Origin of the sequence: Treponema sp. OMZ 799 (genome assembly GCF_024181365.1) — a bacterium.
Classification (GTDB): domain Bacteria; phylum Spirochaetota; class Spirochaetia; order Treponematales; family Treponemataceae; genus Treponema_B.
Genome location: NZ_CP051301.1, coordinates 866,680 through 881,350, shown reverse-complemented (window position 1 = coordinate 881,350; position 14,671 = coordinate 866,680). Strand labels below are relative to the sequence as shown.

Sequence of the window (14,671 nt, the reverse complement as noted above, 5' to 3'; positions counted from 1 at the left end):
AAATATAAAACAAACTACTTGCAGAACAATAAATATTTAAAATTACAGTAGTTCTAACACTTATCAAAAGGTTTATTAAATTTAGTTTGCTCGAGGAGCTCAAAGGCGGCGGAGCGGGCTTCCTGCAAAATTTTAAAGTCACGGGCCGGGTCTGCAATCGTAAAGCCGAGGTGATAACCCGACTGCTCAATTCCGCCTATATCTCCGGGGCCTCGGAGCCTTAGGTCTTCCTCGGAGATTATAAAGCCGTCATTTGTTTCCTTCATTATAGTAAGGCGGGCTCTTCCGGCCTCGGTAATTTTTTTCCCGTAAATCAAAAAACAATAGGCTTGGAGATCTCCGCGCCCGACCCTTCCGCGGAGCTGATGCAGTGCGGAAAGGCCGAACCTGTCGGCGTGTTCTATCACCATGCAGGTCGCATTGGGAACGTCCACACCGACCTCGACAACAGAAGTCGCAACCAAAATATTGAGCTTCCCCGACCCGAATTCCTCCATAATTCTTTTTTGATCTTCTTCCGGAACCTTGGAGTGAATTAAGGCCAACCTATGATTGGGAAAACCTGCCCTTAATTCTTCAAACATCCTCTCTGCCGATTTTAGGGAAAGGTCTTCATTTTCTTCTATTAAAGGATATACAAAATAAGCCTGCCTGCCTTGTAAAATCTCCTGCCCGATAAAGTTATAAACCCTTTCGGCTTTCTCCTCCGCAGCAACATAGGTGATAATCGGCTTCCTTCCGGGCGGCATGGTTTTTATGGTCGAAATATCCAAGTCGCCGAAGATAGAAAGGGCGAGGGTTCGGGGAATGGGAGTTGCACTCATCATAAGAAGGTGGGGATTCCGTTTTTCTTCATTGCTTTCGGCTCCCTTTTGGATTATGGCCGAGCGCTGGAGAACTCCGAAGCGGTGCTGTTCGTCTATTACGGCTAGGCGTAAATTTTTATACTGCACCCCTGCCGAAAAAAGAGAGTGGGTACCGATTATCAAATCGATGTTTCCCTTTTGCAATTCTTGTAAAAGACGGCTCCTTCCCTTAGCCTTGGTATTCCCGGTTAAAAAGGCAAGCCGTACACCGAGGGGCTCCAAGAGGCGGGCTGCATTTTCGGCATGTTGGCGGGCTAAAAGCTCTGTGGGGGCTAAAAAGGCCGCCTGACCGCCCTGCTCTATTACCTTTAAACAGCCTAAAAAGGCGGCAAGAGTCTTCCCCGAGCCGACATCTCCCTGCATAAGACGGGCCATTGTGTTGGGGCCGTCCAGATCCTCGTTTATCTCGGCACAGACCGAAAGCTGATCTTGGGTAAGCTTAAAATTAAGCCTTTCCAAGAGGGCTTTTTGAAGCGGCGTTAAAAGAGGCTCTTTTTTGACAGTTTTGCCGATATTTCTTTCATCTTCAAGGTTGGGAAGCCTTCCCCGCCTCTCAATCGACCTCATCCCTATGGCATATTGAAACAAAAAGAACTCTTCAAAGATGAGGGCATAGCGGCCTTTTTCTACCTCAGCCATGGATTTCGGCGCATGGAGCATAAAAAGCACTTCCTGCTTAGGCGGAAGACCGTATTTTTTTAAAACGGAATCGGGAAGCTCGGAATCAATGCCTTGTCCGTACATTTTTAGGGCGGAAGCAATTATTTTCCGAAGTTTTGCCTGTCCGAGTCCTGAAGTCAGGGGATAAACCGGAAGAATCCTTGCCTGCATATTTTCGTATCTTTCAAGTTCGAATGCAGAGGACTGAATTTCTCCGTATTTGCGGTAAAAAGAGCCGTACACAAAGGCCCTTGCTCCTATGGGAAAGCTTTTTTCTAAAAAGGGGCGGTTAAAACAGATAAGAGAGGCCGTCATTCCGTTTTTGTCGGATACAATAAGTTTTAAGGTTTTCATCTTGCCGAAGCCGAACCATTCATGGCCTGCAACGGTAACTTCTACATGAATTTTTTGAAACCTGTTCCAATCCAAAAAAACGTTTATCTTTGAGCGGTCTTCCCAATCCCGCGGAAAAAGCCTTAAAAGGTCTCCGGTATTTTCTACACCAAGCCTTTTTAACTGTGAGACCGCGGCTGCACCTACTCCGGCAATATTTGTAAGAGTGCCCTGTATTTCAGAAATAAGCATAATTTATTGTAGCATAAGTTTTTAAAAATTATAAGTACTAGACTTTTTTGATAAAATATGATAGTCTTATTAGGTTGCTGTGATTACATTTTTGCTAAATCACAGACCGGGTTTAGTCTATGGAAATCATAAATAGTCGATACAAGATTATTAACAAGATAAGCAACTCGATGCCTTATGTGCAGGAATTTCTGGCCGCAGATTTATGGTCGGAAAGCATAAAAATTAACTTAAAAATTGTATCATCTTTAGAACTAAAAAAAGAGGAGCTCGATTTTTTTAAAGATAATTTCATTACCATAAGCACTATCAGTAACTATTTTTATCTTAAAAATTACGGATTTTCCAGTTTATACCTGTCCTATCCCTCTTTACCCCATTCAAGTCCCGATGAAATTTTATATATTTTTACCACCGAACATCTTGAAAATGGAATCCCTGTTTTGGAATTCATACAAAATTGTTCAATGGAAGATATTCTCAAAATAACCGTATCCGTTTGTCAGAGTCTCGTTCATGCAAGTAATATGGGCTTTGAATATGAGGTGTTCACTCATGATAATGTAATTATAGTCGAAGAAAAAGACGGTTTTAGAATCAGAATCAAGGATATCGTATCGGCAAAACTTGAAAACAGCACATCAGTGCGGTTTAAAGAAGCCGAAGATTACACAGGAACTAATGAAAATATAGATACCGTTATTTCTTTTATCGTTACACTACTCGCAGGACAAGAAGTTAAAACAAGCATTTCATCGGCTCTTTCTAAATTAAAAACGGTTTATAAAAAATTAAATAAAAAAGATGAAGACATTTTTAATGCCTTATATGAAATTGCAAAAAAACATACTCAGCATAAAGATAAAAACAATAAAATACATACAATCATTCAAGATATAAATAATAAACTTAATAGGAACTGCCCTGCAGATATCATTCCGCCTCTTAACAGTATAACTTTTAGACCTAAATTAGTAGGAAAGCAAAAAGAAATAAATATGGTATCACAGGCAAGAAATGAGATACATTCACGGCAAGCGAAAAAAACGGTATTTCTCATAAAGGGAAACCAAGGAACAGGTAAAACAAGATTTTTAAAAGAAGCTGAATACCGCTTAGCCTTAGAAGGAACAAACATATATGCTAATTATAATTTCAGAAATTCAACTACAGAAGAATTCTGGGATGATTTTTTAGGAAAAATATTTTTAAATTCGTATTCTCTCCAAGATATAGACGAAAGAGAAAACATTATAAAAAATGTAAAACAAATTCGTGATCGTAAGTTTTCTATTAATACCGAAAAAGAATATGATCATATGAAGTTTAAAACTTTTAATGAAGCAAAAAACTTGTTTTTTAAAACAATCGGACAACTGCCTGTATTCCTAATTATCGATGATGTAGAATTCGCAAACGACTTTATATTGGATACGATTTTATATTTAGCTACGGAAATTACAGAGCTTGAAAGATTAGGAGTTATTCTGTCTTATGACGAAGCAGTTACACCTGTTTCGCCTAAATTTGAATCTTTTTTAAACATATTAAACAATTATGAAAAATGCCAAACCTTTGAACTAAATTATTTTTCTAAAGAAGAAACGATAGAGATGCTAAAAAATATCATGCTCTTAAAATATCCTCCGGTAGGGTTCGGCCCAACCTTATATAAGTATACATCAGGCTGCCCGTCTTTTATTATCGAAATGATAAAAGAATTTGTCAATACCGGAATAATATACAGGGAAAAGCTGACGGGTATATGGGTTATTAAAGAAGAAATATACAAAGAAGAGCTGAAAAACAAAATTCCAAAATCAATTGAAGAAACTTTAACAAACCAATTGAATATTCTTTCAGCAAGCGAAAAAAAATTCTTTCTTGAAGTATCATTATTTCAAAATAAATTCAAAATAGAATATCTGTATAAAATTTTAGCCCTACCGCCGAACCAAATAGATAAAAATATAAAAAAAATTATAAATAAAGGTTTGATTACAGTTATAAAAACAGGAGACAAGCAAGAGTACGCCATTACCAACCAAATTATGCATAATATTTTGTATCAAATGGTTCCGCCTAAGAATAAAATGTTACAGCATAAAAAAATAAGTCAAATTCTTCAAAAAGAACCTAATACCGATATAAACGAACTTATATGGCATCTGGAAGAATCGGGAAATAAAAAAGCCGCATTAAGCTGCTGTCTGGATATAGTGGAAAAAAATATGAAGGAAAAAAATCTGGATGCCGTAATAAAGATTTATGAAAAAATTCCTTCAATAATATCCGGTCAAAGTATAAAGGCCAAATTTCAGATACTGTTAAAAATATTCGAGCTATATAATCAAATGGCTATAAGAAATAAAGAAGCGGAAATCATCTTAATCCTTGAGGAAATATTACCTAAAATAAAAGATGCAGATCTTTTATCATGCTATTACAATTTAATGGCCAGGCACGAATACGGAGCTTTAAATGAAGAAAAAATTCTTTTTTATGTAGATAAACTGGTGGAATTATATACAAAAACATCTAAAGATATAGTTAATCTAAGATTACAGCATGCAAAATGTTTATACTATCATATAAAACAGCAAAATCGTGGTTTTAAAGAATCTACATATAAAATATTTAATCTGACAAAAAATCATCCTGAATATGTTACTTATCGAATTGAAGCTTATATATTTTTAGGATATCTTTATGATAAAAAAAATGAGAAAAAAATATCTTTTAAATGTTTTCAAAAAGCAAAGGAGCTTTCATCTTTATCCAATAATATAAAAACAGAACTTATTTCAATGTATAATATCTCGGTAATGCATTGGAACAGACATTCAAATGTTGAAAAAACAATTGCATATACAAAGGATGTCATAAATTTAGCCAAAAAGTTAGGATTTTTGATTATTGAAACCGTTTCTATAATTAATTATGCAAGAATGTTATGTGAAATTCAAAACAACTATGAAGCTTACGAATATGCAAAGGAAGCGGAAAACAAAATACTTGCTAATAATATGGTGATGTTGAAACTTCCGTGCATTACAACACTTATGGAGATAACCCAAAACTTAAATAGATATAAAGAATTTTATGAATACAGAAAAAAATATATAAAAACAGCACGGGAAACCCAAAAAAAGACCTTGTACCAGCATAATTTTATATTTTACGCTCTTATGGCAAGAATGTATCAAGAATTCGGATATAATAATAAGGCAATTAGCTATTTGAAAAAAAGCATAAAGCTAAAAAAATATCTTTCGGATCATAAGATATTTATGGTATATTTTATGTTGGAAGCATTAAGAATAATTCAAAGAAAAAAATCTGATATAAATAATTTAATAAAAATATTTAATGTGTATATAAATGTAAAAAAATACAGCATGAAAAATCGAAGACAGCTTACCAAAAATTTCTTTGATACGGTAATTACAGCAACTATAAAGCGGCCCGACATCGATTTTGCTCCATTAATAGTACAGATAATAAAATTCGATATGCCCGATCTATATGACTTTCAACAGTCAGGAATGCACTATTTAAAAACTTATTTAAATAAAACGGAATCCGAACATATCTTACAAGAAAATCTTCAACTTATGAAGCCTAAGCGGCTGATAAATATCACATTATTTCTTAATATGGCATTAGGAGATTACTATTATGCAGCCGGAATACAAAGCTTAGCTATCGTATATTATCTGGAAGCTCAAAATAAAATATCAAATATAATAAAAAACACTCCTGAAAAATACAAGGTCAAATTATTCAATAATTGGCAATTTAACAGAGCCTTCGATATAGTATCGGATTTTATAAAAGGGAAAACTCCGCAAAAGGATAAAAAATACAACCGAAAGGTTACTAATGCAGAACTGAAAGAAATCTTAAACCTTAAACATATAAATATCATAAAAAAAGATAAAAACTTTAGAAATGAATTGATACAAACTTTTTTAAAAAATGAAGGCTATGAGCATACTACATCGGTTGAAATTATCAATAATTTTACTGATAACTACATACAAAATGTATCGGAAATAATGAAATTCTTAGCTTTAAATGTAATTGCCACATCATATGATTTTTTAGAAATAAGCACATCGGGTGAACCGTCGTTTATATTACACAACGAAGATGAAAACGGCGATTTAAGGAAAATATTTGATTTTATAACAAAATTCGGATATAAAAACACAACTAAAATAGAAGCCGTATTACGTAAACCGTGCATGATAATTCCCGTTAATAAAAAGAATTTTGGAGCTAACGATTATAAACTTTTAGGTTTTATGATTTTTATATCGGAAAATGTCATAAACAATTTTTCACATGAAGGAAGCTCTTTTTGTAAAAAACACTCCAATCTTTTAACTATGCTAGTCGAAAGTAAAAATTTTCAGCAATCAGCAGCTTATGATACCTTAACCGGAGCCTATACAAGAAAATATTTTGAAGTTTTCTTCAAAAATATTATCAAAAATTTATATAACTCAAATTCTAAATTTTCACTTATTTTATATGACTTGGATAAATTTAAAAACATAAACGATAACTACGGACATCTTGTAGGCGATATAGTTCTTAAAAAAGTAACTCAGACTATTTTAGATTCCTTAAACCAGGGGCAGATACTGGGAAGATACGGCGGTGAAGAATTTACCATCATATTGCCTGATACAGATTCGCAAAAAGCCTTTAAAACGTCAGAATATTTTAGAAAAAAAATAGAAAACTTGGTTTTTACAGAATTTGATACAGCCATAACAATAAGTCTTGGAATCGCAACATTTCCCGAACACGGAAAAACTACTTCAGAACTACTTACAAATGCGGATCAAGCCTTATATAACTCCAAGAACACAGGAAGAAATAAAAGCACCGTATGGAGTCCGTCTATAATTAATAAAAAGGGAGATAAAACAAGTCTAGCCGCAGTTATTATAGCTGATGAATCGTATTTTAGTGAACATATATCCGCGACAATAGAATTATGCGATATATTAAAAACAAATCTTAAGAAAAAAGACATATCAAAAACTCTAATATCAAAGATAGTAAAATTCTTTGAAGCCGAAAGCGGAGCAATCATTCTTAAATCAGTAAATAAAAAATGCAATGAATTAAATTTTAAAATCAGTGCAAAAATAGGATTTGAATCTTATCCGGTAAATGAACAACTGGTTCACACAGTTGCTGAAGACGGTGTAGGTATTTACCAAGTAGATTGGGACTCAATCACAAAAAGAAACAGCATAACAAATATGCCGGAATGGAATTCTGTAATGATTACTCCCATAATAAAAAATGAAAATATCATAGGAATAATTTATTTGGCGGCACCTGAAAAACATGCCAAATTTAACTTAAGTAAATTTAATTTTTTTAAATTTTTAGCAGACATAATATCTGCAAATATATAAGGGAGAATCAGATGAAAATATTAAATAACAGATATAGAATTATTAAAGAGCTCCCGATAGAATTAAAAAATAATACAGGTTTTGTTGTTCAAGATTTAGACTCCGACAAAGGAGAACAACTTGAATTAAGACTGGTATATGCTGCAGACTTAGATGAAGATTTTATGCATTTTATAAGAGAAAAATTTATTCTGATAAAGCAATTAAAAGAAACGGTCCACCTAAAAAATTATGACTTCACACGTTTAATAAGTATAGACAATAAAATAATAGATGAGAACATTTACTTATATACAATAGAATATATAGAAAAGAAAGAGCCCTTATCAGATTTTTTAATTGATGCTGCAACAAAGGATATTTTTGAATTATTTGCAGCAATACTGAAAGAGTTAAACTATTTAATAACATACGGAATAGTATATAACAACTTTGATCTAAACAATATATATGTGATAAAAGATAATGACCGATTTTCTATAAAAGCAAAGAACCTTATTACCGAAAAAAATCAATATTCACACCAAATAAGCTTTTTATCAAATGAAGAAATTCACACATTTACTTATAGCCATGATATTTTAAAAACAATCATTTTATCCTTGCTTTTAAAAAAGAATGTAATAAAAAATCATGAAAAATATTTTCAAGAACTTCAACAGACCAAAACTAATCAAATAAGTAATGAAAACGAAAAATATCTTTACACGTGTTTTTTTAAAATATATAACGAAATTCACACACGAAAACTTAAAAAAGAACCTTATCCGTTTTATGAAATAATATCGGATATTAATTACAACATAAATACCGACTACAATATTTCGACTCCAATGAGTGTTGTAAAAAAACAGCAATTTCCTATAAATAGAGAAAAAGAAAAAAAAGAGATTTTTTCCGTATTTAAACAAACAAAAACATCGAAACCTGAAAATAAAAACATTTTGATTACCGGTGCTTTTGGCATAGGAAAGACCTACTTCCTATCCGAGCTGTATTTTTTACTACTACTAAAAAAAATGGATGTTTATTATATTCCAAGCCTGAGTGACATGGACGATATCAAATTTATTTTGTATCTCATGAAAAGTTTATTTTTAAAAAATTCTTTAATCCAAAAAAATTATGAAAAAAAACTAAACAGCATCTTTGAAGCTTTAAAATCAGAAATAGAAATCAATGAAGATATAATAAGAATAAGCGCACTTAAATATAAGCTTATAAACTTAATAGTAGGTTTAATAGTAGAAAATTCATCATCACAGCCCATAGTTTTTATAATCGACGATATACATTTGATAAGCGAATTTATAACAAAAACAATATTATACCTAATAATAGAAAATTCGGATAAAAAGAATATAATACTGATACAATCCGCTAATGAAAGTCTAATTAATAATAATCAAAATTCAAAAAAACTTATTAAAGTTTTATCAAATCAAGCCGCAATAAAAAAAATAAATCTTCAAAACTTATCTGAACCGGAAACAGAAAGTTTAATAAGAAATACAATAAATATAAGAAACATTCCGGAGGTACTATTAAAAAAGATATATTTGAACACAGGTGGGAACCCCTTATTTATTAATGAAGCTCTAAAAGAGCTTACTGTTTCAGGTGAGCTAAAAAAAGACAAATCGATGGAGCTATGTCAACTTTCAGACAGTTTGTCCACTGCTTCTATCCCGATACCGATATCTACAAATATACAGCAGGCTGTAAGAAAGCAGATAAAAAACCTTAATGAGGATGAATTAAATTTTTTAAAAGACTTATGTATATTTAAATCCAGTTTTAAAGCTGAAGCTTTACCAAAAATACTTAATGTAACATCCGCAGCCGTTAAAAAATATATACCAAAACTTTTAGAGCAAAACATCATAAAAAAAATCACAAAGCAGTACGCAGATGAATACGCAATCATAAATAAAATCTTGCAAAAAATGATGTACAATGAACTTGATTGCGCTTATAGAGTAGAAGCACATAAAAAAATTATGCAAAGGATAAAAACAATAAAATCTGTAAGTATTCATGAGTTTATCTGGCATGCCGAAAAATCGGAACTATTTGCAGAAGCGGTTAATTATTGTATAAAATATAAAAATAAAATAAAAAAACAATGTACTCATATAGCTTATATCGAGATATTTGAAAAAATATATTTGTTTGTCCCAAAAGCCGACAACAGCAGAAAACTTGATATACTTCTTATTCTTGCAGAATCATATTTAGAAAATGATGATACGGCAGGATGTGGTAAAAAAATAGCAATGGCCGAAGAAATAATAAACGGCTTCAATTCAAATAAAATAGCTGCAGCACAAGTTCATATAATAAAAACAATTCAAGAAATTCAGTCTAAAGCAAAATATGAAAAAATAGCTAAATCTTTAGCTATAGCCGAAAAATTTACGGCCGAAGCAAATAATACTTATACTCAATTATTGTTTGATAAAGCAAAGGTAGAATTTTTACAATACAGCAAAAAATATACTGAAGCCGTCAATGAAGCAAAAAAAATTATATTAAAATGCGGTAATTCAAAAGAATTTAAATCACTCAAAACAAAAGTGCTGTTGAATCTGGGTACAAACCTTTTTTATTCAGGCGACTATAAAGAAGCGGAAAAAACCTATTTGGAAACTCTTAAAAATGCAAAAAAAATAGGCAATACAAATATTGAAGATACAGCCTATAATAACTTAGCTATTATCCAAGAACAGGCATATAAAGACTTTGATGCCTCAATAGTATATTATACAAAAATTTTAAAAAACAATAACGTATCGGGTAACACGGTTGCGGAAACACTCGCATTACTTAATCTAAGCATTGCCTATTTACACTTTTATGATTATGAAAAGGCCTATGATATTTGCAATCAGTCCATAAAAAAAATGATGCAAAACTTTGATACCGACATAATATTTTTTGCTCAAACCGTTATTTATGAAATTTACCTGTCACTATGCATGTATGACAAAGCTGCTGAAACCGAATCGGAAATATTTAAAATGCTTAAAGATAAAAGCATATCCAAAGATCCGCTACATATAAGCACCTTCAAACAAACAAAAAGCAGTTTTTACTACGCAATGGGGCATTTTGAAACTGACACCGAAATTTTAAAGGAAGATATCGAAGGACAAAAAAATATTACAGACCTTTTAGAAGTTTTTTCATTATTGTGCATTACTTTAAATAAAATTGCACAAGGTAAAATAAACTCAGTTGAAAAACTGGAAGAAGATATCTTAGCAATAATCTCAAATCAAGTCTTTTTAGAGAATATATATTTTTTATTCTATGAGCTAGTCTACCGTATAAGAAAAATTATCATATTCCGCTCTGATATTGATTTTAAAAAAATAGTTAAAATTATACTTGGAATAAATTGCTACAGCAATCAGCCTTTAATAAAGGCTCCTCTCTTATTTTTAGAAGCATATATTGAACCTGAAAATGCGGAAAAAAAACTGATAGAAGCCGCCTCTCTGCTTGAAAATAAATACATCTCGGATTTAAGTATAGATATAAATATTAAACTGGCTCTAATCCATTTAAATAAGAATAATATTAACATGGCAATGATTTATTTTGTTGAAGCTCAAAAGTTAATTAATATTTTTATAAAAAAAATACCTTTAAAATTCAAAGCAAGTTATTTTAATTCTCATCACTACGAATTGCCATCGTTGATAATAGATGATTATATCAACAAAAAAATAAAACCTGAATATAAAAAAATTAACGGACTACTATCCTATGAACAGATAAAAAAACTCTTATCCAAAAATACTGTTGAAAAATTAAAAAATAATCCGGCCTTTATTTTGAATATTATATCTCAAACAAAAACATCCGGTAGATTTAAAAATAAATCGATTGATGATATAATAGAAAAATTCTCAGATGATTTTCTAAAAAATATAAATGATCTTTTAAATTTTACGGCTTTAAATCTGCTTGCGAATTCGGCTGATGTATTTATCACAACAACCGATAATAAAATCGAGTCTTTATTTAATTTCGGCCAAAATAAAACTATAGAAAAAATTGCAAGATTAATAGAATCATCTACATACAATACGATAAATATTAAGACAGACAGAGAAATTTCATCACACCTTGTTATTCCGATAAATTCCTGCAATACGCAAACAGGAAACACCACAACCGGCTATTTGGTTTTTGTATCAAATAAAGAAATAAATAACTTCAGTAATTTTGGAATACGCTTCTGCCTAAGTATCGAAAATATATTCTCATTTTTAATAGAAAGCTATAAGGCACAACAGGAAGCAGCTACAGATAAACTGACCTCGGCACTGACAAAAAAATACACTGAAACCGTACTAAATGACATTTTAAGAGTTTCCAAAATAAGTAACAACCCTTTTAGTATACTCATGTACGATCTGGATAAATTTAAAAAAATAAACGACACCTTCGGTCATCAGCTGGGTGATACTGTTTTAAAAACGACCGCTAAAACTGCATTGAGTGTATTAAAAAAAGAACAAATACTCGGCCGAGTCGGAGGAGAAGAGTTTGTTATTTTGCTCCCTAATACCGAAAAAAAACAAGCTTTAGTAATAGCAGAAAAAATCAGAAAACAGGTAGAAGCATTACGTTTTGAAGATCCAGCGCTTAAAGTAACGATCAGTATGGGTATAGCCGTATTCCCCATGCACGGAACAGCGGAAAAAGATCTATTGTCAAAAGCAGATCAAGCCCTATATGCTGCAAAAAATTGGGGAAGAAACCAAACAGTTGTATGGGAAGAAGATCTGGAGCCTATCAAAAAAAAAGCAGACAGGCTCGCCGGAATATTAACAGGAAACACCATAAACGATACAAAAAATATTCTAAGTTTTATCGATACTGCATCGCTCATACGGCATTCCATATCAAAAACAAAAAGACTTGAAATCTGCCTTGAAAAAATAATAGACAGTACAGGAGCCGATTCAGGAATCTTTATCTGCCCTGTCAAAGAAAAGCAATCCAAAAGAATCTTTAAATATAGACCTGTTTCAAAACCGGAATTTCCTGTAAATAGAGACTTCATAATCGAAGTAATGTCCGAAAAAAAAGAACTATGCAAAATAGACTGGGAAAATATTTCGGGAAAAAACGCTATAACGGGAGTACCCAACTGGAATTCTACCATTCTTGTGCCGGTAATCCTAAAGGAAGAAATAAAAGCTATAATCTATCTTGTAGTTGAAATCAGAAAAAGGAAATTCGGAACGGAAGAGGTAAACTTAACAAGCTTATTTGCAGGTCTAATAGCTCCATTCTTTTAAGTCGGGCAGGGGGGATTTGAACCCCCGACTTCTTGGTCCCGAACCAAGCGCGCTACCCCTGCGCTACTGCCCGTAAATTACGGTAGCTATAAAAACAAAAAGCTCACCACTAAAGGCGGTGAGCTTTTTCGGGAGCGACGGGGCTCGAACCCGCGATCTCCGGCGTGACAGGCCAGCGCGATAACCAGCTTCGCTACGCCCCCATAAGGTTTGCATATTCTACCAAAACTAAAAGAAAATGTCAATAGTTTTTAATAAAAATCTTGCAAAAATATTGTTTTTAGGGTATAGTTTTACTTGTAAATAGAATTTAACATATGAGGTCAAATATGAATAATGTAAAATCTTTTTCGGCACACACCGACTGTACAACAGTACTGGTAGGCAAAAAAGCCGGTATTGACGGCTCAATTCTTATTGCAAGAAATGAGGATTTTCACTTGGCAATAAGTCCAAAAATATTTGTTTTAGAAAAAGCGGTAAATGAAACTGGCCGAGTTTATAAATCTAAAAACACGGGAGTGGAAATTCCCCTTCCTGCAAAAGCCTTCCGCTACACATCCGTTCCTCAAGCCTATCCCAACGATAAGGAAAACCAAGGCTTTTATGGAGAAGCCGGTATTAACGAAAAAAATGTAGCCTTGAGCTCTACCGAAAGCGTCTACGGAAACGCCAAGGTTCTCGCCTATGACCCGCTTGTAAAAAACGGAATTGCAGAAGATGCCATAAACGACATTGTCCTTCCCTTTATAAATTCTGCACGGGAAGGAGTAAGCTACTTGGGAAAACTTATCGAAAAATACGGCTCTGCTGAGGGTAACGGTATTTTATTTGCCGACCTTGATGAGGTTTGGTACATGGAAATTCCATGCGGACATCATTGGGTTGCCGTAAGAATTCCTGACGACTGCTATGCAGTAGCCCCAAATCAAGTTTCAATAGAAAAAATCGATTTTAAAAAACCGGACAGCTATATGTGGTCAAAGGGCATCAAGGAGTTCGTAAACGAACATAATCTGAATCCCGATAGAGAAGGTTTTAACTTTAGACATATTTTCGGAACATCAAGCGAAAAAGACAGGGTCTACAACACACCGAGAGCTTGGTTCGCGCAAAAATACCTTAACCCCGAAATAGAACAATCTCCGGTCTCCAACGATATTCCTTTTATCCAAAAAGCAAACCGTCTTATCTCTGTTGAAGATGTAGAATACATATTAAGCTCTCATTATAATGAAACGGAATTCGACCCTATCGGCATAGGAAACAGTGAATTTAATAAAACACGTTTTAGGGGTATTTCGCTTTCACGGACAGCCGAATCTCATATCTTGCAGTTAAGACCTAAGGCTCCCAAAGGACTTGAAGGCATCAAATGGCTTGCATTCGGAACTACGGCCTTTGTTCCATATGTCCCATTTTTTACAAATATTTTGGATACGCCTACAGCCTATAAAAGAATGACCCGTATGGTTTCTACCGATAATGCTTACTGGCTTTTTAAACTAATCGGACATTTTGTTGAATCTCATTACTCTGCATTTAAAGATGATAATAATGCTTATCTTACTGAAATGCAAAGCTATGGAAGGGCACGTGTAAAAGAGATTACCGATGCAGCGGCTAAGATTCCTGCAAAATCTTTAAGCGAATTTTTAACCGAAGAAAACCGCAAAACTGCAGAGCATGTATTAAAAAGGACAAAGGAATATCTATCCGATTTGATGCTGGAATCTTTTAAGTATTCAAAACTTTCTTTTACAATGGATAAAAACCTTTAATCAAGCATAATGCTATGTAAAATTTA

4 protein-coding genes and 2 tRNA genes are annotated in these 14,671 nt (G+C 32.9%); 3 read left to right on the top strand and 3 right to left on the bottom strand.

Annotation, left to right across the window (positions count from 1 at the left end; genetic code table 11):
• Nucleotides 1-53 precede the first annotated feature (53 nt).
• On the bottom strand, nucleotides 54-2,111 hold the full coding sequence (gene recG / locus E4O04_RS03910; protein WP_253710034.1) for an ATP-dependent DNA helicase RecG: 2,058 nt from the start codon (nucleotides 2,109-2,111) through the stop codon (nucleotides 54-56).
• A gap of 119 nt (nucleotides 2,112-2,230) precedes the next feature.
• Here recG and E4O04_RS03905 point away from each other — a divergent pair, with 119 nt between their 5' ends.
• Nucleotides 2,231-7,549 carry a diguanylate cyclase gene (locus E4O04_RS03905; RefSeq protein WP_253710032.1) on the top strand — a complete coding sequence of 1,773 codons (5,319 nt, stop codon included), beginning with the start codon at nucleotides 2,231-2,233 and terminating at the stop codon, nucleotides 7,547-7,549.
• A gap of 11 nt (nucleotides 7,550-7,560) precedes the next feature.
• Nucleotides 7,561-12,864 (top strand): diguanylate cyclase, encoded by a 5,304-nt coding sequence (locus E4O04_RS03900; protein ID WP_253685325.1) that lies wholly within the window; start codon nucleotides 7,561-7,563, stop codon nucleotides 12,862-12,864.
• 1 nt (nucleotide 12,865) lies between these two features.
• On the opposite strand, the gene E4O04_RS03895 is transcribed toward E4O04_RS03900, so the two are convergent.
• Nucleotides 12,866-12,937, bottom strand: a tRNA-Pro gene (locus tag E4O04_RS03895).
• Nucleotides 12,938-12,993: 56 nt separating this feature from the next.
• Nucleotides 12,994-13,067, bottom strand: a tRNA-Asp gene (locus E4O04_RS03890).
• 126 nt (nucleotides 13,068-13,193) lie between these two features.
• On the opposite strand from E4O04_RS03890, the gene E4O04_RS03885 reads away from it, so the two are divergent.
• A complete protein-coding gene (locus tag E4O04_RS03885; protein WP_253685327.1) occupies nucleotides 13,194-14,645 on the top strand; it encodes a C69 family dipeptidase in 1,452 nt (483 codons plus the stop codon).
• The last annotated feature ends 26 nt before the right edge of the window (nucleotides 14,646-14,671 follow it).

What these genes read in the sequence shown, in the direction of transcription:
- recG (WP_253710034.1), bottom strand. Translation starts at nt 2,111, where the DNA reads ATGCTTATTTCTGAAATACAGGGCACTCTTACAAATATTGCCGGAGTA.
- E4O04_RS03905 (WP_253710032.1), top strand. Translation starts at nt 2,231, where the DNA reads ATGGAAATCATAAATAGTCGATACAAGATTATTAACAAGATAAGCAAC.
- E4O04_RS03900 (WP_253685325.1), top strand. Translation starts at nt 7,561, where the DNA reads ATGAAAATATTAAATAACAGATATAGAATTATTAAAGAGCTCCCGATA.
- E4O04_RS03885 (WP_253685327.1), top strand. Translation starts at nt 13,194, where the DNA reads ATGAATAATGTAAAATCTTTTTCGGCACACACCGACTGTACAACAGTA.